The sequence below is a fragment of the Geodermatophilus sp. SYSU D01180 genome, from assembly GCF_054050415.1.
In genome coordinates this window covers 1-22634 of record NZ_JBJGZH010000036.1, presented here as the reverse complement: position 1 = coordinate 22634, position 22634 = coordinate 1, and the positions used below count along the sequence as shown (strand labels likewise).

The window sequence follows — 22634 nt, the reverse complement described above, 5'->3', positions numbered from 1 at the left end:
CGTCCCCGCGACGACCCGCCTTCGCCCGTGTCCCCGCGCCGGCCCGGGGGCGAGGCTCCGGGGGGCCGCCTGCGCCGGGGGAGACGACCCCCGGGCCGCCGGGGCGGTGCGGAGGAGGTGCGTCGTGAGCGAGCACGTGTCCCCGGGGGCGGCGCCGCCGCTCCCCGCCTACCCGGTGCGGGTGGACGGTGCCCTGGACCCGCGGCTGTCCCGCGGGCTCTGGCTGGTCAAGTGGTTGCTGCTGCTGCCGCACGTCGTGGTGCTGGCGTTCCTGTGGACCGCGGTGGCCGTCGTCACCGTCGTCGCGTTCTTCGCGGTCCTGGTGACCGCGCACTACCCCCGGCCGCTCTTCGACTTCACGGTGGGCGTGCTGCGGTGGACCTGGCGGGTCCAGCACTACGGCTACTCCGCGCTGGGCACCGACCGGTACCCGCCGTTCACCCTGGCCGACGTGCCGGGGTACCCGGCGCGGCTGGACGTCGCGTACCCGGAGCGGCTGTCCCGCGGCCTGGTGCTGGTCAAGTGGCTGCTGGCGCTGCCGCACTACCTCGTGCTGGCCGTCTTCGTCGGCGGCGGGCTGTGGTTCGGCGCGGGCGACTGGGACGGCGACGGCGTCTGGAGCGAGGGGTGGGCGGCCGGCGGCCTGGTCGCGCTGCTGGTCCTCGTGGCGGGGATCGTGCTCCTCTTCACCGGCCGTTATCCCCAACCTCTCTACGACTTCGTCCTCGGCATGGACCGCTGGGCCATGCGGGTGGCGGGCTACGTGCTGCTGCTGACCGACGCCTATCCGCCGTTCCGGTTCGACATGGGCGGCCCGGACCCGGCCGCGCTGCCGGCACCGGCCGCGGCGGCGCCGCCGGTGCCCGCCGGGCAGCCGGCCCCCGTGGTCGCGACGGCGGCACCGGCGGCCGCGCCGGCGACCAGCCGCTGGACGGCCGGGCCGGTCGCGGCCGTGGTCGCCGGCGCGCTGCTCGTCACCGCCGCCACCGGCCTGCTCGTCGCGGGCGGCAGCCTGCTGTGGGCCGACACGACGCAGCGCGACGGCGGCTTCGTGACCTCGCAGCCCGCCGCGGTCGACACCGCCGGTCACGCCGCCGTCAGCCAGGGGCTGCTGCTGCAGGGCGACGGGACCGACTGGGTGGTCGACGAGCTGCTGGGCACCGCGCGGGTGGAGGCCACCGCGACCGGACCCGACGACGAGCTGTTCCTGGGGCTGGCCCGCACCGCCGACGTCGACCGGTACCTGGACGGTGTCGGGCGGGCGGAGGTCGAGCCGGCCGAGGGGGGCTGGTGGTCCGGGGACGAGTGGGCGTGGGCCGTCGACGAGGAGGCCGGCGGGCCGCCGCCGGTCGCGCCGGAGGAGGCGGGCATCTGGACCGCCTCGGCCACCGGCACGGGCTCGGTGACGCTGGACTGGCGGCCGGACGAGGGCGACTGGACCGTCGTGCTCATGCGGACCGACGGCGGCGCCGGCATCGAGGCCGACGTCCGGGTCGGCGCGACCCTGCCCGGGCTGACCTGGGTCTCGGTGTCGCTGCTGGCGGTGGGGGCGCTGCTGCTCGCCGGCGGCGTGCTGCTCGTCGCGCTCGGGGCGCACCGGGCCCGGCCGCTGCCTCCGTCCGGGCCGGTGCCGGCCGCGGGCCCGCCGGTCCTGCCCCGCCCGCGCGCTGCCGAGCCGGAGTCGTCGCCGTCCCGCACCCCGCAGGACTGACGGCACACGGCGACGCCCCCGCCGGGTTCCGGCGGGGGCGTCGTCCCTGGGCTACCGACCGGTCCCCGGGCTACCGGCCGGCCGCGGCGGAGGCCACCCGGGCGGCGAGGTCGCGGCCCCCACGCCCGGGCCGGTTCCGGTCGCCGCCCGTGCTGCGCGGCGCAGGCGTCCGGCGGTCACGGGCGGAGGGCCCCCGCGGGGGGGCCGCCGGCGCTGACGACGGGGCCGGTCAGCGCCGGCGGCCCCACAGGAACCAGGCCGCGGGACCCACCCAGTTGACGGCGATGACCGCCGCCCACACCGCCCGGCGGCCGTTCACCTGGTCGGGACGGCGGCGCGCCAGGTCGGTCCACGCGGCGACCGCCAGGGACACCTGCACCGAGCCCAGGACCAGGAGCACGCCCCGCTCCCGGGGGGTCAGCTCCGCCCAGCGGCGTGCCCGGTCCCGGCTCGCGGACGTCGTGCTCGCGGACGTCATGGCGGCCTCCTCGGCACCGGTGCGGGTCCCGTCCCGTCGAGCCTCCGGGGCCGGAGGTCCGGGCGCGAGGGGCGGTGCGTCCCTGCCGCCCGGGACGTTCGGCACTCCGGGTGCCGGTCGCCGCCGCGCCGGACCGGACGCCCGACGGGGCAGCGCGTCACACGTCCTCGAGCCGGGTGCGCAGCCGCGCGCGGCCCCGGTGCAGCAGGATCCGCTGGTTGCCGGCGCTGATGCGCAGCCGCTCGCAGACCTCCTCCGCCGTCAGGCCGTGGACGTCGCGCAGCTCGACCACGGTGCGCTGCCGCTCGGGCAGCGCGGCGAGGGCCGTGCGCAGCTCCCGGCGGACCTCGCCGGCCTCCACGGCCTCCTCCGGCGGGGGGTGCCACGGGTGCGGCGCGCCGGCGCCGGCCCGGTGCCGGGGCCACCGGTCCGCGCTGCCGCGGAGGCGTGCCGGGACGACGGCGGGGCCGGCGTCCGGGCCGTCCCCGTCGGGGAAGGCGGAGGACCACGGCAGCACGCGGAGCTCCCGGGCGCCCCGGGAGCGGGCCCGGTTCTCGAGGATCCGGAACACCCAGGTGCGCAGCGAGGACCGGCCCTCGAACCGGTCCAGCTGCCGGATCACGGCGAGCCACGTGTCCTGCACGACCTCCTCGGCGGAGGCGCGCGTCGACACGTGCAGCAGGGCCACGCGCAGCAGCGCGCCCGACCAGGCGTCCACCAGGTCCCCGAAGGCGCCCCGGTCCCCGGCGCGCAGCCGCCCGAGCAGCTCGGCCTGGGCCGCGCTCCCGCCCTCCCGGACGGCGGCGGCGACCGCCGAGGAGCCCGACTCCTGTGGCATGGACCTGCTCCTCGCGCCGCGACGACCGGGGACGGGGAACCGCTGCGGCCATCCTGCGGAGCCGGGCCCGGGGGCGTCAGGGGAGGAGGTCCCGCCGGGACGCCCACCTCCGGCGCCTGCCCGGTCCCCGCGCTGCCGCCGGTGGCCGGCGTCTCCTCGCCCCGCGGACCGGTCACGTCCGGCCCCTGTCGGTGAGTGCCCGTGCCCGTCCCTCGGTGAAGGAGGCGACGGCGTCGTCGGGGGTGCGGATGCGGCCGGCGCCGACCAGGGCGCCGAAGGGGGCGTTCCAGAACGGGTCGCCCGACGGCGGTCCCTCGTGCGGGCCGACGTAGAGGTAGGGCTCCGGGGTCGCGTCGTCGCCGGGGGAGACCCCGTAGTTGACGGCGTCGAGGGTGATCGCGAGGTCCAGGTGCTCGGGCCACAGCACCGGCTCGGCCGGCGTGCCCAGCCCGGTGGCGAAGCGGCGCAGCGCGGCGTCGCCGAGGGCGAACCAGGCGGCCAGCCGGTGCGCGGCGGCGGCGTCGACCGGCAGCGGCGCGTCCGGGTCGGCGACGGTGGCGGGGGAGTAGCTGCCGTGCAGTCCGAGCTGGACGCCGGCGACGTCGGCCGCGGCCCCGAGCGTGGTGAGCGGGTGCTGGTGCCGGGCGTCGCCGTCGACGACCACCAGCCGGTCGGCGACGACGGCGAGCTGCCGGCCGCCGATGCCCCTGGTGGTGGCGAGGCCGCCCGGGTGCGGGCGCAGCCGGATCGTGCCGGAGGCGGCGAACTGGCCGGCGGCGAGGACGTGCTCGGCGAGCAGGTGCCAGCTGTGCCGGGTCGTGGCCAGCGCCGGCGGCGAGGTGCGGGTCATGCACCCGTCGTCCCCCGCCGGCGCCGTTCGTTACGCGGGCCGGCCGGCTCCCCGCGGCCGCCGGAGGACGTCCGCGGCGGACCGGGCCGCGCCGTCCCCCGTCGGCACGTACCGCCCGGAGGGCTACCGTCGCCTGCGGACCGACGGGTTGCGGGCGCCGGTGCCGAGGCGCCCGCGGAGGGGCTGAGCCGAGGCGAGTGGACATGTGGCCGTCCGAGTACGACGACGCGGCCGCGGGCCTCTACGACGAGATCGTCCGCGACCTGTACTCGGCCGGGCTGACCGTCTACGGCGTCGCCGCCGGCCTGGGCCCCGGACCGTTCGCCCAGCGCCTGCAGGCGGCCACCGCCGAGCTGGACGACGCGATCAAGCGGATCCGGCTGGCGGTCCTCGCGCTCGCCGACCGCCCCGCGACGGACTCCGGCAGGTACGCGTCCCGGCTGTTCGACGCGCTCACCGCGGTCGCCCCCGCACCGACCACCCGCGTCACCGGGCCCCTCGGCGACCTGCCCGAGCCCGTCGTCGGCGACCTCGTCGACGTCCTCCGCGCAGCACTGACCGACCGGGGCCGGCAGGGCGGCGCGCGTGCCGTCGAGGTCGCGCTCACCGTCGCCGACGGCGGCGTCACCCTGCAGGTCGTCGCCGACGGCGGCGGGCCGCCGGGCCTCCCCGACGACGGCAGCCTGGCCGAGCTGCACGAGCGGGCGAGCGCGCGCGGGGGGTCCTGCGTCGTCGAGCCGGCCCCCGCCGGTGGCACCCGGCTGACCTGGGCGGTCCCGCTCCGGTAACCCGGGACCGCCCGGGCCGCTCAGACCCGCGTCGTCCGGCGGCCCACGGCGGCCTGCACCGGGCCGAGGGCGATGGCCAGGCCGACGACGGCGCTGATCGCGTGCAGCCAGTTGTCCGCGGCGTTGACGGCCAGGAAGTCCCACGTCTCCCCGATGGCGATCAACCCGTACACCAGGGCGGCGCCGTAGCCGACGGCGAGCAGCCAGCCGTAGGTGCGGGCGAGGGGGAGGGAGCGGGCCAGGGCCAGGCCCGCGACCCCGATGGCCAGGTGGACCAGGTTGTGCAGCGGGTTGACCTCGAAGCCGAGCAGCTCGTCGCCGGTGTGGGCGGCGAAGTCCTCGAAGCCGGTCACGAAGTAGCCGGCGACGCCGGCGATCGTGTAGACGGCACCGACGACCAGGGCGGCGACCTGCGGCCACGTCCAGGCCCCGGGAGCGCCGACGGCGCGGTCTCGTGCGGACACGGTGTGCCTCCTCGGGAACGTCCGCGGTGAGGTCACCAGTGCGCCGCCGCGCCCGGCGAGGCGCCAGGGGAGCAGGTCACCCGGGGGCGGGGACCTGGGTCGGCGCGCGGGAGTGCCGGAGGTCCCCGGGGGCCGGGGCCCCTCGTCACCCGCCCCGGTCCGGGCCCGTCCCCCGGTCGGGCAGGACACCCGGCGGCGCTCGGCCCGCCGGATGCCCGCGCGGCCAGCGTGACCGTCCGGGTGCCGCAGGACCACCGCCCTCGGACCCCCGGCGCCGGTGACCTCGGTCCTCCACCGCCGGCCGGCCCGGGGGCGTCCGGTCCCCGCCCGGGACCGACGGCCGCGCCCCGGAGGGACGTCCGGTCCTCGCCCGGGCCGCCGGTCCCGCCGACGCTGGGGGACGCCGACCCGCCCGCCTTCCCGACGGGAGCAGCCCGATGACCACCCTCCACGTGGACCGCGGCATACCGGCCGTGGCGGAACCCGACCTCCGCCGCACCGTGGCGCGGACGCTCGGCCGCTGGCCCTCGGTCGGCCTCGCGGTGGCGCTCGTGCGCCGGGACGAGGCCCCGCGGTTCCTCTGCTCCGGCGTCGCCGACGTCGCCTCCGGCCGGCCGGTCGGGGAGGACACCGCGTTCCGGATCGGCTCGCTGACCAAGACGATGACGGCGGTCGCGGTCGTGCAGCTGGCCGAGCGGGGGCTGGTCGACCTGGACGCGCCGGCCGCGGACCACCTGCGGGCCGTCCGCCTCGTCCCCGCCCGGGCCGGGATCGGGCAGCCCACGGTGCGCCACCTGCTGACCCACACCGGCGGGATCGGCTACTGGCGGCGGCGCTCGGACCTGCTGCGGCACCCGGCCGCCGGCTCCGGCGTCACCGCCCGGGGCGTCGTCCCGCTCGCCGACTACTACCGCGGCGGGCTGCCCGTCGACGTGCCGCCGGGGACGCGGTGGGCCTACAGCAACCACGGCTTCGCCGTCCTGGGTCAGCTGGTGGAGGACGTCTCCGGGGAGGCGCTCGACCGGTACCTGCGCGAGCACGTCTTCCGGCCGCTGGGCATGACCGACACCGCCCTCGTCCTCGACGGCCGGCTGCGCTCGGCCCTGGCCACCGGGTACGCGCTGCGCCGTCGCGGGCCGGAGGCGGTCCGGCACCGGGAGGTGCCGACACCGGGGGGCGGCGGGGCGTACTCCACCGCGGGGGACCTGGCCCGCTACGTCGGGGCGGTACTGCACGGCGGGGCGAACGAGCACGGCCGCGTGCTGAGTGCGGAGTCGGTCGCGTCGATGCTCCGGCCGCACTTCCGGCCCGCCCCCGGCGCGACCGGCGCGGGCCTGGGCTTCGAGCCGCGCGAGGAGCGGGGCCACGCGCTCGCCGGCAAGGGCGGCATCCTCGCGGGGTTCCTGTCGGCCCTGGACACGGCACCGGACGCGGGCACCGGCGTCGTCGTGCTCACCAACACCGGCGCGCTCGACGGCCGCGGTGCCGCGGAGCCGCTGGCCGGTGCGCTGCTGCGCCTCCTGCTCGGGCTCCCGGAGGACCCGGTGCGCGACGACGTCGCCCCGCACCCGGAGGCGTGGGGCGACCTGTGCGGCTGGTACGCGCCCGACGCCGGCCCGGTGACCGGCGTGGCCCCGCGCCTGCTCACCGGCGCGGGCCTCGGGGTGTCCGTCCGCCGCGGCCGCCTGGTGCTGGTCCCGCTGACGCCGGCCCGCGCCCTGCCGCGCGCGATGCTGCTCCACCCCGACGACCCCGGTGACCCGCGCGCGTTCCGGGTGGAGACCCCGGAGTACGGCCGGACCGCCCGGGTGGTGTTCACGGAGGAGGACCCGCCGCGGCTGCTGTTCGACCTGGTGTCGTTCGTGCGGCGGCCGGACCGGCAGGACCCGCGCCGGTGGCTCGGGGCCGCCGCGGCCGGCGGGGCGGCGCTCGCCGTCGGCCGGTCGTGGCCGCGGCGCCGGGCCGGGTGAGCCCGGCCGCAGCGGGGTCGGACGGGGTCAGCCCGCCGTCGCGTCGAGGGCGCGCACGCGGTCGAGCAGCCGGTCGCGGCGGTGGGTGAGGACGCCGAGCAGCGCCTCCTGCAGCTCCGCCTCCGCGATGGCGGCGCTCCTGTCCTCGGGATCGGTGGCCCCCTCGGCCCGCTGCCCGACCCAGGCGCGGCTCTCCTGCGCCGCCCGCCGGGTCCGCTCGATCTCCGCCTCCACCTGGCGCAGCTCGTCCCGCAGCCGCGACGTGCTCCCGTCCTGCATCGCGGTCTCCTCCCGCTCCGACGGCCTCGCCGTGCAGGGAAACGGTGGCCCGGACGGGAGCCGTCGGGCAGGGGCGGAAGGCCTCCGGCCGCCCCGGCGGCGGGTCCGGGCGCCGACGCGCCGGTTCCGCTGCGCGACTCGCCGGTTCCGGTGCGACGCCGTGCGGCGACCCGGTGACATCCGGGGGCTCCGTGCACCAGCCTGAGCGGGCCGGACCCGGGGGGCATCCTGAGCGCACGGATGGGCGGGTGACAGTCAGTGGCAGACCTGACGATCGAACGGGCGTCCGGGGGCCTCGACGACGGCTCCACGCCTCCCCCTCCGGCCCAGCAGCGGCCCTCCGCTCCACCCCCGGCACCCCCCGGCGGCGTCGCGCTCACCCGCCTGCTCGCCCTCGCCCGGCTCACCCCGCCGCAGGCCCTCGAGCTGTCCGCCGGCGTGCTGGAGCAGGCGGCCCAGCTGCCCGTGCCGGACACCGGGACCGCCGCCCGCGGGCTCCTCGACCGGCTCGCGGTGGGCACCGACGGGCAGGTCGTCCTCCACCCCTCCGCCGCGCCGGCCGGACCCGCCGTCGCCGCGGTCCTCGCCGACGTCGCGGCCACCGCGCGGTCCCGTCCCGGCGCGGCGGACGCCGAGGACCCGCTGCTGGACGCGGTCGACACCGCGGTGACGGCCCTGCCGGACGCCGGCGTCCCTCCCGTCGCGCGGCGGGTCGCCGAGGCCGCCGCGGCGATCGACCGCGGCGCCGTCCGCGCCGAGCTCGGCGCGCTGGTGCGGTCCATCGCGACGGGCGGGCCGGTGGGCGCCGCCGCGGCGGCCGCCGTCCGCGGCACCGTCTCGCGCCCGGTCCGGCGCGAGACCTCCCGCACCGCGCGGCGGGTCGGGGCGTGGCTGCTCTCGGTCGTGGTGCTCGCCGCGGCGGTCACGACGGAGGTGGTCCTGCTGCGGGACGAGATCGCCGCCGACGTCGACGTGCTCCTGGACGCCGGGCGCAGCGGCGTCGAGCCGACCGCGGAGCCCGAGCCCGACGGCGTGCCGATCACCCCGCCGGCCCCGGCGTCGGCCGGCAGCGTGGCCGCGGTCGACCTGCGCGGCCTCGACGCGTGCGAGCCGGGGCAGCCGTGCACCGTGCGGGTGCAGGTGCGGCTCGTCCCCGGCGCCGCGGAGCAGCGGGTGACCTGGTCCTACCTGCTCGTCGACCGCTGCACCGGCGACACGTCCACCGCGCCGGGCGGCACGGTCGCCGTCCCGCCGGGAGGGGAGCGGGCCGAGGCCGTCGGCGTCGTCGCGCTGCCGCCCCTGCCGGCCGTCGCGGTCCTGGCCGTCACCGACTCACCCGCGACCGCGGCCTCCGCGCCGCTGTCCGTGGGCTCCTGCCCACCCGAGCTCCGCACCCGCTGACCCGACGGGAGAGCCGCATGCCGTACTCGGTGCCCGCCGGCCGGCCGGACGACGACGCGGGGGACCGCCGGGCGGGCCGGCGGTGGAGCCGCCGCCAGCGCCGCGTGCTGTGGACCGTCCCGGAGGACTCCCCGCTGGAGCCGGGCGGGCTGCCGGCCGCCGAGGGCGGGCGGGGCCGGACCCGGGAGGAGCGCCGGGAGCGCCGCAGCGCGCTGTTCGACCTGCTCGCCGTGGTCGCCGCCCTCGCCCTGGTCGGGCTGGGGCTGGCCAACCTGTACCTGATCGGCGCGCACGACCTCGCGCTGCGCCAGGGCCTGATCGCCGCCGGGGGCATCCTCGCCCTCGCGGCCCTCTGGCGGGTCCGCGTCCGGTACCTCGGTGTGCTGGGCTGGGTGTCCTACGTGGCGGCCGTCGTCTTCCTCGTCGGCGTCCTCACGGTCGGGGTGACGGTCAAGGGCGCCACCCGCTGGTTCGTCCTGGGCGCGGTCACCTTCCAGCCCTCCGAGCTGGCCAAGCTCGGGCTGCTGCTGGTCCTCGCCGCCGTCCTCGGCTCCGCCCGGCCGGCGTGGCGGCGCTTCGGCCTCGCCGTGCTGCTGGCGGTCGTGCCCATCGCGCTCACCCTGCTCCAGCCGGACCTGAGCACCACCATGCTGCTGGTCGTCCTCACCGCGTCGATGCTCGTCCTCGGCCGGGTGCCCGCGCGCTTCCTGCTGCCGCTGGGCGCCGCGGCCGTCGTCTCGGCGCCGCTGATGATCAGCCTGCTGCAGCCCTACCAGCTGCAGCGGCTGGGCACCTTCCTGGTCGGCGCCCACGAGTCGCCGACCGGCTCGGGCTGGGCGCTGCGGCAGGCGCACATCGCCGTCGCCTCCGGCGGGCTGACCGGGCGGGCCGGCGACCCGCTGCGCGAGCTGCGCGCCGAGTACCTGCCCGAGGGGCAGACCGACCTCGCGCCGGCCAGCCTGGTCGGGCAGTGGGGTCTGCTCGCGGGCGCCGCCGTGGTGCTCGCCGTCGTCGTCCTCGTGTGGCGGCTCGCGCTGGCCAGCCGGCGGGCGCGCACGCCGCAGGCCGCGCTGGTCGGCGGTGGGCTGGCGATCCTCATGGGCGTCGAGACCGTCGTCTCGATCGGGGCCAACCTCGGTCTGCTGCCCCTGGCCGGCGTGCCGTTCCCGCTGCTCAGCTACGGCGGGACGGCGCTGGTCGTGCACCTGGCCGCGATCGGTGTCGTGCTGGGCGTCCGCCGGGACAGCGTGCGCCGGCGGCTGTGGGCGGCGCCGGGCCGGCGCAACCCCCGCCCGCGGCTGCTCCGGCTGGCCGCGGCCGCCCTCTCCGTGCTGCTCGTCGCCTTCGGGCTCTACGGCTGGCGGATGCAGGTCACCCGCGGCGAGGAGCTCACCCTCGCCGGCGAGGAGCAGATGACCCGCTGCATCCGGCTGCCCGCGCCCCGCGGCGCCATCACCGACCGGCACGACGCCCCGCTGGCCGTCGACGCCGCGGCCGCCGGCACCGGCGTCGACCGGGTGCTCGCGGTGCCCGCCCTCGTGCGCGACGACGCCGCGGCCGTCGAGCGGCTCGCCGGCCTGACCGCCCGCCCGCCCGCCGAGCTGCAGGCCCAGCTCGACGCGGCGGAGGCCACCACGCTGTCGCTGCCGGTGGCCGAGGTGCCCCGGGCCGTCGGCGACACGGTCGCCGCCGCCGGGATCACCGGCGTGCTCGTCGTCCCGGAGCCCCGCCGCTGGTACCCGGAGGGTGCGCTGCTCGGCCCGGTCCTCGGCTTCGTCGGCGTGGCCACCGCCGAGTCGGAGGAGCGCTGGTCCGGCCTGCCCAACGGCGAGATCGTCGGCCGGGCCGGCCTGGAGCTGGAGTACGACGCGGTGCTGCGCGGCACCAACGGGCGCCAGTGCGTGTACGTCGACCCGGCGGGCGTGCCCGTCGCGCTGGCCGGCCGCGTGGAGCCCGTGCCCGGCGCGGACCTGCGGCTGGCGATCGACCTCGGGCTGCAGCGGCAGCTGGACGCCGGCCTCGCCGCCGCGCTGCGCGCCCAGCCGCGGCCGCAGGGCAAGATCGGCGCCGCCGTCGCCATGGACCCCCGCACCGGGCACGTGCTCGCCATCGCCAGCGCCCCGTCGTTCGACAACAACGTCTACGGCCCGCCGGCCGACCGCGGCGCGCTGGACGCGCTCGCCTCGGCGCCCGGGTCACCGACGCTCGAGCACGTCACGCAGGCGGTCGCGCCGCCCGGGTCGACGTTCAAGCTCGTCGTCGCCGCGGCCAACCAGGCCCACCGGGTGTGGGACCCCGGCCAGGTGATCCCGACCGGGGGGAGCTTCACCTACGGCGGGCACACCTTCGGCAACTGGCGGCCGATGGGGCCGATGGACCTGCGCGAGTCGATCGCCATCTCCAACGACGTCTACTTCTACAAGCTCGCCGTCGCCCTCGGCCCCGAGGCGATGATCGACACCGCGCAGTCACTCGGCGTCGGCCAGCGCACCGGCATCGACCTGCCCGGCGAGTCGGCCGGGTACCTCGGCACGCCGGAGTCCGTGGAGGCCGACGGCGGCACCTGGTACGGCGGGTCCACCGTCATCCTCGGCATCGGCCAGGGCGAGATCACGGTGACGCCGCTGCAGAACGCCCGGTGGACCGCCGCGCTCAGCACCGGGGCCCTGGTCACCCCGCGGCTGGGCATGTCGATCGGGACCCAGGGGGCGCACACCGCCGTCCCCACCCCGGCCCCGGCGCCGCTGCCGTACGCCGCCGAGCTGGGCCCGGTCCGCGAGGGGATGCGCGACGCCGTCACCAGCGGGACCGCCGTCCGGCTCGCGGACCTGCCGGCTCCGGTCGGCGGCAAGACCGGCACGGCCCAGGACGGCGGGCTGCGCGACGACGAGTACGACAACTGGCTGACCGTCGCCGCCCCGATGGACGCCCCGGAGATCGTCGTGACCGCGATGGTGCAGGGGCCGGGGACGGGGGCCAACAACGCCAAGGACGTCGTGTCCGCGGGCCTGCGCCACTACCTGGACCACCGGGCCGACGTCCTCGCGACCGAGCCGGTGCAGGCCCCCTGACCGGCGGCGCCGGGCGTCAGCGGCGGCCGTAGGCCGACAGCAGCGCCCGGTTCCGCAGCGCCCGCGCGGCGCCGTCGGCGACGCAGGTCAGCGGCTCCTCGGCCGGCTTGACCGGCAGGCCGAGGACCCGCTCCAGCTCCTGCGGCAGGCCGGGGATCAGGGAGGACCCGCCGAAGACGAGCACGCCTTCGCCCATCACGTCGGCGATCGCCTGCGGCGGGAGGTCGTCCAGGCAGGGCGCCAGGGTCCGCACGATGTCGTCGACGACCGGGCGCAGCGCCTCGGCCACCTCCGCCGCCGGGACGGTGGCCAGCCGCGGCCGGCCGGTGACGCCGTCCCGGCCCTGGACGACGAGCGGCTCGTCCCCGGCCGAGGAGAGCCGGACCTTGAGCGCCTCCGCCTCGAGGTCGCCGACCAGCAGCTGGTGCTGCTCGCGCAGGAACCGGGCGACGGCCAGCGTCATCTCCTCCCCGCCGGTCTTGCTGGTCCGGGAGGCGAGCACGCCGCCGTAGCAGAAGGCGACCGCCTCGGCCCGCCCGCCGCCGACGTCGACGACCATGTGCACCCGCCGCTCCAGCGGGTCCAGGCCGCAGCCGACGGCGCCGGCGACCGCCTCGTCCAGCGCGGTCACCGGCCGGATGCCCGCCTCCTCGGCGGCCTCCAGCAGCGCCCGGTGCTCCAGCGCGCTGGACCCGACCGGCACCGTGACCACCGCGCGGACCGGCATCCGCCACAGCCGCTGGCCCGCCGCCCGCAGCACCGCGCGCAGGTAGGTCCGGGTGGTCTCCAGGTCGGTGACCACCCCGTCGTCGAGGGGGCGCACCGCGGCGTACCGGGACGGCGCACGGCCGAGCAGGTCGGCGGCCTCCCGGCCGACGGCCAGCACCCGGTCCCGGCGGCCGCTGCCGCGGCGCACGAGCATGACGGTCGGTTCGTCGTAGAGGATCCCGCGGCGCACGTCGCTCACGACGGTGGTGGCGGTGCCGAGATCGATCCCGAGCTCCACGCGGTGCCTCCTGACCCCCGGGTGCCGGGTCAGTCTGGCGGCGGGTCCGGATCCGGTCCAGATGCCCCGGCGCGCCCCGACGGAGGTCCTGCCGACCGCGGACCTCCGGCCCGTGCCGGAGGACCCGGTCCCCTCTACCGTGCCAGCGTGCCGGGGAGTGGGGAGCCCGACGGGACCGCCGGGCGCGAGGTGCCGGCCGCCCCGCCGCCCGCTGCCGCGCCCCCGGTGACGCCCCCGCTGACGCCGCCCGTCCCGCCGCCCGTCACGCCGCCCGTCACGCCCCCCGGCCCGGCCGACGGCGCGGCGCCCGGCCGCTGGGGTGCCGAGCCGCCCTGGCTGCGCCGGGTCCTGCTCCTGGTGCTGCTCGCCGTCGCCGCCTACCAGGTGGCGGCCTGGTCGTTCACCCACCTGCGGAGCTTCCTCGGCCTGGTGTTCCTCGCCTGGATGTTCTCGATCAGCATCGAGCCGGCCGTGCACGCCCTCACCCGCCGGGGACTGCGCCGCGGGGCCGCCACCGGCCTGGTGATGCTCGCCGTGGTGCTCCTCGCGATCGGCCTGATCGCCGCGTTCGGCACCCTGCTGGTCGACCAGCTCGCCGGGCTGGTCACCTCGCTGCCCGACGTCGTCCGCAGCCTCGTGGACGCCGTCAACCGGACCTTCGGCACGCAGCTGCAGGCCGGCGACGTCGTCGACTCCCTGCAGCTCACCCCCGAGCGGGTCCAGCAGGTCGTCGAGGACCTCACCCCGGGCGTCCTCGGGTTCGTGACGACGGTGATCGGCGCGATCTTCCAGACGCTGACGTTCCTGCTGTTCGCCTTCTACATGTCCGCGCAGGCCCCCGCGCTGCGGGACTCCGTCTCCCGCCGCTTCCCGCCCCGCCAGCAGCGGGTGATCGCCACCGTCTGGGAGATCGCGGTGGAGAAGACCGGCGGCTTCGTGTTCTCCCGGTTCCTGCTGGCCCTGCTCAGCGCGTTCGTCACCGCGGTGTTCCTGGCGGCGCTCGGCGTGCCGTTCTGGCTGCCGCTCGCGCTGTGGACCGGCCTGGTGTCGCAGTTCATCCCCACCGTGGGGACCTACCTCGCGATCGGCCTGCCGGCGATCGTGGCGCTGGCCGGCCAGCCGTCGGACGCGCTGTGGGTCGTGGTCTTCGGCACCGTCTACCAGCAGGTGGAGAACTACCTCGTCGGGCCGCGGATCACCGCGCGCACGGTGCACGTGCACCCGGCGGTCGCCCTCGGCTCGGTGATCGTCGGGGTGAGCCTGCTCGGGCCCATGGGCGCGCTGGTGGCCATCCCGGTCGTCGCCGCCGTCGAGTCGGTGGTGGAGACCTACGGGCGGCGCTACGAGCTGGTGGACGCCCCGGCCGCGCCCCGCCCCCGGCCGCGCCGGTGGCGGCTGCGGAGGCCGCCGCACTGACGCGGGACGGCCCGCCGGCGGTCAGCCGGCGGCGGGGGTGCCCGGGGCCGCCGGCGCGGTGCGCGGCACGGCGGTGAACAGGTCGACCAGGCCGTCCCAGCGGTTGCGCCGGCCCGGCGGGAACCGGCGCAGCGCGCGCCGCGCGCGGGAGCCGTCCGGCGGGTACCGGCGGCGGGCCCACGGGGAGGTGGGCCGGGCCAGCCGCACCGCGCCCACGAGCGCGACCAGCGGCACGAAGACCCCCACCACGCCGAGCACGACGCGGCCCTTGAGCACGGCGACCAGCGCGAACAGCAGGTTGACCACCACGGTCAGGGCGAGGGCCACCTCGCTGTCGGCGTCGTCGGCGTCGAACGGGTTGGCGCCGGCCAGCAGCAGGACGCCGACGACCAGCGCGATGAGCACCGCGTCCACCGAGCTGCGGCCCTCCCGGGACCAGTACACGTCCTCCAGGTGCAGCCACAGGGCGAACTCGTCGAGGGTGAGGGCCGCGCCGGCGCCGAACAGCACCGCGACCAGGACGGCGCCCGCCCCCGCGGGGCGGTAGGTGAACTCGACGGTCCCGGTGCCCAGCAGCAGGAAGATCCCGTAGACCTCGTGGTGCAGGTGCACCCCGCCGACGCTGGCGTCCCGGAACGGCCCGCGGCCGAGCCGGATGGCGTGCGTGACGAAGCGGGTGACGAGGAAGGTCACCAGGAAGCCGAGCACCAGCCAGGCGACGAGCTCCCGCCGCCCGCTGACCACCGGCAGGAACTCCAGTTCCAGCTCCACGGCACCTCCCGCCGTGCGCGGCCGCGACCGCCCGCGATCCTGCCGTGCCCGGGGCCGCCGTGGGGCGCCCGCGGCAGCGGCCCGGGTCAGCCGGTGGCGGGCAGGTGCACGAGGTCGAGGACGGCGCGGGCGGTGCTGCCGGGCGGCGCGACGAGGGTCAGCGCCCGGCCGTGCCCGGCGAGCTGGTCGCGCATCCGGTGCAGCACCTGCACGCCCGCGCTGGCGAGCAGCGTCACCTCGCTGAGGTCGACGGTCAGCGGCAGCACCCCGCCGCGGGAGGCCGCGGCCAGCTGCCGGTCCAGCGCCTCGACCGAGGTGACGTCCACCGGCCCGGACACCCGCAGCCGCACGTCGCGGGAGGCCGGCCCGCCGTCCCCGCCGCCCGGCGCGACGTCGACGGCGAACGGCGGGCGGGCGGCCGGCGCGGCGTCGCGGCCGATGTCGGAGCCGAGCATCGCCGGCCGGTGCAGCCGGTGCCGCAGCGTGACCACCGTGCCCGCGCCGGCCGGGCCGGCGCCGCGCTGCACGTGCAGGGAGTCGGTGAGCTGCTGGGCCATGAGGAGCCCGCGGCCGCGGTGGGTGGCCGCGGGGTCCGGGTCGCGCCAGCTGCCCTCGTCGCTGACGCGGCACTCCAGGACGCCGTCCTGCAGCAGGGCGGCGTCCACCCGGACCGGCCCGGGCAGCCCCGGCGGGTAGGCGTGGTCGACGGCGTTGGCGATCGCCTCCCACATCGCCAGCTCGACGGCGTCGCGGTCGTCGTCGGCCGGGTCGAGCCCGTCCAGCCACGCGTCGACGGTGCGCCGCAGCCCGCGGATGGCGCCGTGGTCGGTGGTCGTCCCGGCGTGCAGCGCGGGCACCGGCTCGGGCAGGCGGTGGGCGGCGAGGGTGGTGACGTCGTCGTCGTAGCCGGTGCGGGTGAGCAGCTCGACGGTCAGCCGGCAGACCCGCTCGGCCGGGCCGCCGCGGGCGCCGAGGGGCGCCTGCCCGGTCGCGGCGTCGGCGGCGACCTTCGCCAGCTCCGCCATGCCGTCGGCGATGCTGCGGTGCGGCCGCTCGACCAGCCCGTCGCTGTAGAGCAGCACCAGCTCCCCGGGCGCCAGCGTGCCGCGCGACAGCGCCGGCGCGGTGCCGGGGACGCCGGTGCCCAGCGGCTCGCCGCCGAGGTCGGCGAGGAAGCGGGTGGACCCGTCGGGGGCGATGACCACCGGCGGCGGCTGCCCGCAGCAGGCGTAGGCGAGGTCGCCGGTGGCGGGGTCGAGCACGACCAGCGCCACGGTGGTGGCCCGCAGCCGGGGGCTGCGCGCGGCGAACGCGTCCGCGCGGGCCAGCGCCTGGGCCGGCCCGGCGCCGGTGACCAGCGCGTCGGAGAGCACCGCCCGCAGCTGGCCCATCGCCGCCGAGGCCGCGACCCCGTGCCCGACGACGTCGCCGACGACGAGCGCGACGCTGCCGCCGGGCAGCGGGATCGCGTCGAACCAGTCCCCGCCGGCCACCTGGTCGCGGTCGGCGACCAGGTACCGGGCGGCGATCCGCGCGCCGGGCAGCACCGGCAGGTCGGTGGGCAGCAGGGCCTCCTGCAGCGCGGTGACCACGTCGCGGGCGTCGCGGGCCCGCCGCTCGGCGTCGGCGGCCTGCTCCTGCGCGGCCTGCCGGGCCCGGACGGACTCGGTGACGTCGTAGGCGTAGGTGGCCACCCCGCTCACCCGCCCGTCGACGGCGCGCGTCGGCGCCATGTGGAAGTCGAGGTAGACCTCCTGCAGCTCGCCGGTGCCGCCGAGGTCCACCTGCAGCCGCCACTCCCGCGCCACCCGGCTGCGGCCGGTGGCGTACACCTCGTCGATCAGCTCGAAGACGTGCTGCCCCGCCAGCTCCGGCAGTGCCGACCGGATCGGCGCCCCGACCAGCTCGTCCCGGCCGAAGAACGACCGCATCGCCGCGTTGGCCGCCACCACGGTGTGCTCGGGTCCGGCGTAGACGGCGAGGATCAGCGGCACCTGGTCGAACGCGGCGCGGACGACGCCGGCGTCCCCGACGGTGCGCGCCAGCTGCTCCTCGGTGTCCGGCCCGGGGACGCCGTCCGCGGGCGCCCCGCCGGTCGCGTCGGCGTCCGCTCCGCCGTGGTCGGTCACACCGTCACCCATCGCAGTTCCGACCCGGGGCGGTCGCACCGCGGGCCCCGCGCTTACCCGGGCCGCGGCCCGGTTCACGCATCGGCCGGGTCCGGTCCGCGCCGGGTGTGGCCGAGCGCACAGCGGGCGTACGCCCCGGGCCGCCGGGATCCCCCGCCAGGGGTGAGGCGGGACACCGCGGCGTCCCGACCATGGGCGCATGACCACCGGTCACCGCCCCGGCCCACCCGTGCACGGCCGCGCCGAGCGGTCGCCGTCCTGAGCCGGCCGGACGACGGGACCGGGGAGGCCGCGGTGGGCTGGGTGCTGGTCAGCGTGCTGGGCCTGGTGCTGGAGCTGGCCCTGGTCGTCGCGCTGGGCCGCGCGGTGACCCGCCGCGACGAGGAGCTCGCGGCCATGGACGGCGCGCGCCCGCTGGTCGCCGGCTCCGCGGACCCGACGCGGACCCCGGGAGGCTGACGACCGCGGTCCGCGCCGGCCCCGCTGTGCGGCCGCCGCACCGCCGCCGTCGTGGGCACCCTGCTGGCGCTCGGCGTGGTCGCCGCCGCGCTGCTGTGGGCCGAGTGGCTGCCGTACGGGGCGGAGGTCGCCTCGCTGGGCGCCACCCACACCCGGGACGGCGGCAGCATCCTCGCCGTGGGCGGCGTCGAGCCGGGCGACCCCCCGAGCCTGCACGCGGCGACGACCTTCGCCGGCACCTACCTCGCGGCGGTCTGGAAGGCGCTGGCCGCGGCGCTGCTGATCAGCGCGGCGGTGCAGACCCTGGTCCTGCGCGCCTGGCTGCTGCGGGTGCTCGACCGCCGCAGCAGGCTGGGCTCCGCCGCCGTCGGCGGGCTGGTGAGCACCCCGTCGATGACGTGCACCTGCTGCACCGCCCCGGTGGCGGCGACGCTGCGCCGCGACGGCGTGGGCACCGCCGCGGTCGTCGCGCACTGGCTGGGCAACCCGCTGCTCAACCCGGCGGTGCTGGTCTTCCTCGCGCTGGTGGCGCCCTGGCAGTGGACGGTCACCCGGCTGCTGGTCGGGGTGCTGGTCGTCGTCGGCGGCGCGGCGCTGGTGGCCCGGCTGACCGACCGCCGCGCGGTCCCGGAGCGGTTCGGGCGGACCCTGCTGCGGCTGCTGGTCACCCTCGTCCCCGAATACCTGCTCGTGGTCCTCGCCGTCGGCGCGATCCGCGGCTGGCTGGTGCCGCTCGTCGACGGCTCGCTCGGCGCCGGCCCCCTCGTGGTGGTGCTGGCCGCCGTCGTCGGCACGCTGCTGATCCTGCCGACCGGGGGCGAGATCCCCGTGCTGCAGGGCCTGGCGCTGGCCGGGCTGTCGCTCGGCGGCGTCGGCGCGCCGCTGCTCACCCTGACCGCGGTCAGCGTGCCCGGGATCGCGATGGTCGGCCGGGCCCTCGACCGGCGGACGACGGCCGTCACCGCCGCCGTCGTCGTCGCCGGGGGCGGGCTCGTGGGAGGCGCCGTGCTGACCGTCCTCGCCGGCTGAGGACCCGCCGGTCAGCCCCGGGCCTCGTGCAGGCGCAGCTTCGCCAGCATGTCCCCGAACAGCAGCCGGGTGTCGACGTCGGTGTAGACCCGCCGCGTCCCGCCCGCCGTCCCGGTCCAGGTGCTCGACGCGTCGTCCAGCGCGGTGAGCAGCACCGGCGGGCTGTCGCCGAGGGGCCAGACGCCGCCGAGCCGGATCCAGTCGGGCAGCGGCAGCTCGAGGAAGCGGGTCCACAGCCACCGGCCGACCCGGCCGCTGCCGGCGAGGTCGTGCTCGAGCTCGGCGACCGAGTACGCGCAGCGGCGGTAGGTCTCCAGCGGGAACTGCCGGACCGCCAGCTCCGGCCGGGCGAGGACGAGCTCGGCGGCCGCCGGGTCGGTGTCCCGGTTGTACTCGGCGGCCCCGGCCGCCCGCGCGCCACCGACCCAGACCAGGGTCAGCCGGGTCGCGATGTCGGGGGCCTCCTGCAGCGCGGCCGCGACGTTGGTCAGCGGGCCGGCGCAGACGAGGAACAGCGGCAGGTCGTCGTCCCGCCGCGCCTCGGCCACGATCGCGGCCGACGCGGCCGACGCCGACGCGCCGTCGCAGGGCCCCTCCGCGCCGGTGTGCACCGGCGGCCGGGCGGCGCCGCCGACCAGGTCGACCAGCTCCCGGGCCAGCGCCGAGCCCCGTTCCGCCGTCGACCCCAGCGGGCCGAACAGCGGGTTGAGGAAGGAGCTGGTGACGGCGACCACCCGGTTGGCCGGGGACAGCAGGTGGTGGGCCAGGGCGACGAGGCCGTCGGGGTCCCCGGCCCAGTCGTTGTCGACGACGACCCGGCACTGCTCGGCGAGGCGCAGCCGTCCTCCGTGTTCCACCCGGGGCTCCTCCGGTCCGCCGCGGCGGGTCGCGCGGGCCGGTCCACCGTGCCGCGCGCGGCCGCGGGACCCCAGGCCCGTGCCGTTGAGCGGAACGCCGTCGTGCCGGGACGTCCGCCGGCGTCAGGTCCGGGCCGGCGCCTCGGACGGCGACGCCGCCGGCGCGGGCGGCACCTCCGGCTCGTCGAGGCGGTGGGCCAGCCGGCCGGGCCACCACATCCACCGGCCGACGTCGAGGGTCAGCGCGGTCACCAGCACCGACCGCACGATGATCGTGTCGAGCAGCACCCCGAGCGCCACCGCGATGCCCAGCTGGGTCAGGAAGGTGAGCGGCAGGGTGCCGAGCACCGCGAACGTCGCTGCGAGCACCAGGCCCGCCGAGGTGATCACGCCGCCGGTGGCGGCCAGCCCGACCAGCGCGGCCCGCCGGGTGCCGTGGTCGGCGGACTCCTCCCGCACCCGGGTCATCAGGAAGATGTTGTAGTCGATCCCGAGGGCGACGAGGAACACGAAGACGAACAGCGGGAACGAGCTGTCGGTCGCGGTCACGCCGAGCACCCAGTCGAAGACCAGGGCGCTCAGCCCGAGCGCGGCGCCGAAGGACAGCACCACCGTCGCGATGAGGATCAGCGGCGCGACCAGCGCCCGCAGCAGCAGGCCCAGGACGACGAGCACCACCAGCATGATCAGCGGGATCACGACGCGGTTGTCCCGCTGGGAGGCGGTCTGGACGTCGAGGTTGAGCGCCGTCGTCCCGCCGACCAGCGCCTGCCCGTCGCCGACGTCGTCGAGCGAGGTGCGCAGCTGCTCCACGGTGGCGGCGGCCGCCGCGCTGTCGAACGGGTCGGCCAGCGACGCCTCGAGCAGCGCGCCGTCCCCGACGACCTGCGGGGGAGCGACCGCGACGATGCCGTCGTCCGCGGCCACGGCGGCGGCGACCTCCTCGGCGTCGTCCGCCGTCGTCACCACGACCACCGGGTTCCCGGCGACGGCGGGGAAGTGCTCGGCGGCGACCTCCTCGCCGGCGATCGACTCCGGCGTGCCGCGGAAGCCCTCGGCCTGGGTCAGGCCGCCCGGGTCCAGCCGGAGGACGCCCAGGCAGGCGATGAGCAGGAGCGCGCTGGTGACCATCCAGGTGGCCCGGGGGCGCGGCCGGATCCAGGCCCCGACGCGGGCCCACCACCCGGTGGCGCTCGGCTCGGCGCTGCCGAAGGCGGGCCGCACCGGCCAGAAGACCCACCGGCCGCAGATCACCAGCAGTGCCGGCAGCAGCGTCATCAGCACGACCAGGGTGACGGCGACGCCGATCGCGGCCACCGGTCCGAGGCCCGCCGTCGAGTTCATCTCCGCGGCGACCAGGCACAGCATGCCGAGGACCACCGTGCCGGCGCTGGCCACCACCGCCGGGCCGGCCCGGTGCACGGCCTCGGTCATGGCCTCGTGCCGGTCGGTGTGCAGCCGCAGCTCCTCCCGGTACCGGGCGACCAGCAGGAGGGCGTAGTCGGTCCCCGCGCCCACGACCAGGACGGTGAGGATGCTCGCGCTCTGGGCGTTGACGGTGAGGTCCGCGTACCGGGCCAGCAGGTAGACGACGGCCTGGGCACAGACCAGCGCGATGACCGCCGAGAAGATCGGCAGGATCCACAGGACGGGGCTGCGGTAGGTCAGCAGCAGGATGACGATGACGACGCCCAGCGCGGCGAACAGCAGCGTGCCGTCGATGCCCGCGAAGGCCTCGGACGAGTCGGCCGCGTTGCCCGCGGGACCGGTCACCCATGCCTCGAGCCCGTCGGGCGCGTCCGAGGCCTCGGCGCGCATGTCGTCGACGATGGGGGCGATGGCCTCCCACCCGTCCGGCCCGACGTCCAGGGGGACGACGAGCTGCACGGCCTGCCCGTCCTCGGCGGGGATCGGGCCCACCACGCTGCCGGAGACCTCATCGATCTCCCCGAAAGCCTGGACGTCCTCCTGGACGGCGGCGAGGTCCTCCGCGGTCAGGCCCGACGTCCGCTCGTAGACGACCACGGCGGGGATGAGGTCGGGGTTCGCGCCGAGCTCGCGCTGGAGCTCCAGCACCCGGGTGGACTCCGCCTGCTGCGGCAGCCAGGCGGCGATGTCGTTCTCCTGCTCCCCGGTGAGCCCGCCGGCCAGGGGAGCTGCCGCAGCGGCCAGCGCCAGCCAGAGGACGAGGATGACCCACTTCAGGCGTGGGGAACTGACACGGGACGCGTACGACCTGCCCATGACCGGGCCCTCCGGGACACCGGGCCGGCGGACCCGGACGGGGACTGTCGGGCCGGACGCTAGCGACGGGCCCGGCGGGCCGTCACCGACGTTGGTCCCCGGTGATCGCACCGGGCGGCCCTACCGGGCGTGGGCCTCGCCCACGTGACCGGCTGCTCGCGGGCCGTGGTCGGCGCCGGTCCCCAGGTGGGCCACATCGGGCGGGCTGCGGCGCCGGGCGTGGGGGAGGAGAGTCGCACGTGTGACGGAGCCGGAACAGACCCCCGACGTCGAGCGGCGGCTGGCGAGCGAGACCGATCCGGAACGGCACCGCGCGCCGTCCGAGGGCGTGCCGCAGGACCTGTCCGACGACGACGCGGAGGAGGTCCCGCCCTCCTGAGCGACCTCGCCGAGGGGTGTGGCCCAGACCTCGCAGGACCCCCGTGCACGCACCGTTTCCGACCGTGTATGGTTCTTTCTGCACCGAGCGAGAACGGACCGGGCCGGAAGGCGCGGGAAACCGCCGGGCCGGCCTGGGGCCGGGCTGTTGCGGAGCCGGTGTTAGAGTGGGGTCACCGCCTCGAACGAGGGCCTGAGAGGGCCGGAGTACGAGTGCGTCCGCTCCTTGAGAACTCAACAGCGTGCCGAAAGTCAGTGCCAAGTAACAAACCCCCGCACTGCACGGTCTGTGGATCGTGGAGTGAGGGTTCCTTTGGTTGATGGATATCGCGATCTGTCAGGTCGCGGTTCTCAGCCGGATGCAAATTCATCTACGGAGAGTTTGATCCTGGCTCAGGACGAACGCTGGCGGCGTGCTTAACACATGCAAGTCGAACGCTGAACCGTCTTCGGACGGGGATGAGTGGCGAACGGGTGAGTAACACGTGGGCAACC

Annotated in this window: 19 protein-coding genes and 1 rRNA gene; 10 read left to right on the top strand and 10 right to left on the bottom strand. The window is 77.7% G+C overall.

What is annotated here, in order from left to right; translation table 11 throughout:
• The first annotated feature begins 124 nt into the window (after positions 1-124).
• On the top strand, positions 125-1711 hold the full coding sequence (locus tag ACI8AA_RS21900; protein ID WP_457046477.1) for a DUF4389 domain-containing protein: 1587 nt from the start codon (positions 125-127) through the stop codon (positions 1709-1711).
• A gap of 229 nt (positions 1712-1940) precedes the next feature.
• Here the strand turns inward: ACI8AA_RS21900 and ACI8AA_RS21895 are convergent, their stop codons facing one another.
• From ACI8AA_RS21895 to ACI8AA_RS21885, 3 genes are all read right to left on the bottom strand, one after another.
• The gene (locus tag ACI8AA_RS21895; protein WP_457046476.1) at positions 1941-2189 is read right to left on the bottom strand and encodes a PLD nuclease N-terminal domain-containing protein; all 249 of its coding nucleotides are present in this window, start codon (positions 2187-2189) and stop codon (positions 1941-1943) included.
• A gap of 157 nt (positions 2190-2346) precedes the next feature.
• Positions 2347-3027 (bottom strand): RNA polymerase sigma factor, encoded by a 681-nt coding sequence (locus ACI8AA_RS21890; protein ID WP_457046475.1) that lies wholly within the window; start codon positions 3025-3027, stop codon positions 2347-2349.
• Between the two features lie 172 nt (positions 3028-3199).
• Positions 3200-3877 carry a hypothetical protein gene (locus tag ACI8AA_RS21885; protein WP_457046474.1) on the bottom strand — a complete coding sequence of 226 codons (678 nt, stop codon included), beginning with the start codon at positions 3875-3877 and terminating at the stop codon, positions 3200-3202.
• Positions 3878-4080: 203 nt separating this feature from the next.
• On the opposite strand from ACI8AA_RS21885, the gene ACI8AA_RS21880 reads away from it, so the two are divergent.
• Positions 4081-4665, top strand: coding sequence for a sensor histidine kinase (locus ACI8AA_RS21880; protein WP_457046473.1), 585 nt, complete (start codon positions 4081-4083; stop codon positions 4663-4665).
• Positions 4666-4685: 20 nt separating this feature from the next.
• Here ACI8AA_RS21880 and ACI8AA_RS21875 read toward each other — a convergent pair whose 3' ends face one another.
• Positions 4686-5129: a DUF4383 domain-containing protein gene (locus ACI8AA_RS21875; RefSeq protein WP_457046472.1), complete on the bottom strand. Its 444-nt coding sequence runs from the start codon at positions 5127-5129 to the stop codon at positions 4686-4688.
• 437 nt (positions 5130-5566) lie between these two features.
• Here ACI8AA_RS21875 and ACI8AA_RS21870 point away from each other — a divergent pair, with 437 nt between their 5' ends.
• Complete coding sequence (locus ACI8AA_RS21870; protein WP_457046471.1) at positions 5567-7099, top strand: serine hydrolase domain-containing protein; 1533 nt, start codon at positions 5567-5569, stop codon at positions 7097-7099.
• Between the two features lie 27 nt (positions 7100-7126).
• Here the strand turns inward: ACI8AA_RS21870 and ACI8AA_RS21865 are convergent, their stop codons facing one another.
• The gene (locus ACI8AA_RS21865; protein ID WP_457046470.1) at positions 7127-7378 is read right to left on the bottom strand and encodes a hypothetical protein; all 252 of its coding nucleotides are present in this window, start codon (positions 7376-7378) and stop codon (positions 7127-7129) included.
• A 258-nt stretch (positions 7379-7636) separates the two neighbouring features.
• Between ACI8AA_RS21865 and ACI8AA_RS21860 the strand changes: the two genes are divergently transcribed.
• Together ACI8AA_RS21860 and ACI8AA_RS21855 are read left to right on the top strand one after the other, a co-directional pair.
• A complete protein-coding gene (locus ACI8AA_RS21860) occupies positions 7637-8779 on the top strand; it encodes a hypothetical protein (RefSeq protein WP_457046469.1) in 1143 nt (380 codons plus the stop codon).
• 17 nt (positions 8780-8796) lie between these two features.
• On the top strand, positions 8797-11850 hold the full coding sequence (locus ACI8AA_RS21855; RefSeq protein WP_457046468.1) for an FtsW/RodA/SpoVE family cell cycle protein: 3054 nt from the start codon (positions 8797-8799) through the stop codon (positions 11848-11850).
• A gap of 16 nt (positions 11851-11866) precedes the next feature.
• Here ACI8AA_RS21855 and ACI8AA_RS21850 read toward each other — a convergent pair whose 3' ends face one another.
• Positions 11867-12856 (bottom strand): rod shape-determining protein, encoded by a 990-nt coding sequence (locus ACI8AA_RS21850; RefSeq protein WP_456939198.1) that lies wholly within the window; start codon positions 12854-12856, stop codon positions 11867-11869.
• A gap of 147 nt (positions 12857-13003) precedes the next feature.
• Between ACI8AA_RS21850 and ACI8AA_RS21845 the strand changes: the two genes are divergently transcribed.
• Positions 13004-14272, top strand: coding sequence for an AI-2E family transporter (locus ACI8AA_RS21845; RefSeq protein ID WP_456939197.1), 1269 nt, complete (start codon positions 13004-13006; stop codon positions 14270-14272).
• A 21-nt stretch (positions 14273-14293) separates the two neighbouring features.
• Here ACI8AA_RS21845 and ACI8AA_RS21840 read toward each other — a convergent pair whose 3' ends face one another.
• Positions 14294-15043, bottom strand: coding sequence for a hypothetical protein (locus ACI8AA_RS21840; RefSeq protein ID WP_456939196.1), 750 nt, complete (start codon positions 15041-15043; stop codon positions 14294-14296).
• Between the two features lie 86 nt (positions 15044-15129).
• Complete coding sequence (locus ACI8AA_RS21835; protein WP_457046467.1) at positions 15130-17172, bottom strand: SpoIIE family protein phosphatase; 2043 nt, start codon at positions 17170-17172, stop codon at positions 15130-15132.
• Between the two features lie 294 nt (positions 17173-17466).
• Here ACI8AA_RS21835 and ACI8AA_RS21830 point away from each other — a divergent pair, with 294 nt between their 5' ends.
• Both ACI8AA_RS21830 and ACI8AA_RS21825 read left to right on the top strand, forming a co-directional pair.
• Positions 17467-17631 carry a hypothetical protein gene (locus tag ACI8AA_RS21830; RefSeq protein WP_457046466.1) on the top strand — a complete coding sequence of 55 codons (165 nt, stop codon included), beginning with the start codon at positions 17467-17469 and terminating at the stop codon, positions 17629-17631.
• Positions 17632-17682: 51 nt separating this feature from the next.
• The gene (locus ACI8AA_RS21825; RefSeq protein WP_457046465.1) at positions 17683-18660 is read left to right on the top strand and encodes a permease; all 978 of its coding nucleotides are present in this window, start codon (positions 17683-17685) and stop codon (positions 18658-18660) included.
• A gap of 11 nt (positions 18661-18671) precedes the next feature.
• Here ACI8AA_RS21825 and ACI8AA_RS21820 read toward each other — a convergent pair whose 3' ends face one another.
• The gene (locus tag ACI8AA_RS21820; protein ID WP_457046464.1) at positions 18672-19517 is read right to left on the bottom strand and encodes a nucleoside hydrolase; all 846 of its coding nucleotides are present in this window, start codon (positions 19515-19517) and stop codon (positions 18672-18674) included.
• A 123-nt stretch (positions 19518-19640) separates the two neighbouring features.
• Positions 19641-21761 (bottom strand): MMPL family transporter, encoded by a 2121-nt coding sequence (locus ACI8AA_RS21815; RefSeq protein ID WP_457046463.1) that lies wholly within the window; start codon positions 21759-21761, stop codon positions 19641-19643.
• 241 nt (positions 21762-22002) lie between these two features.
• Between ACI8AA_RS21815 and ACI8AA_RS21810 the strand changes: the two genes are divergently transcribed.
• Together ACI8AA_RS21810 and ACI8AA_RS21805 are read left to right on the top strand one after the other, a co-directional pair.
• Entirely contained in the window at positions 22003-22140 is a 138-nt protein-coding gene (locus ACI8AA_RS21810; RefSeq protein ID WP_457046462.1) for a hypothetical protein, read from the top strand.
• Between the two features lie 369 nt (positions 22141-22509).
• Positions 22510-22634, top strand: a 16S ribosomal RNA gene (locus ACI8AA_RS21805); the annotation flags it as partial.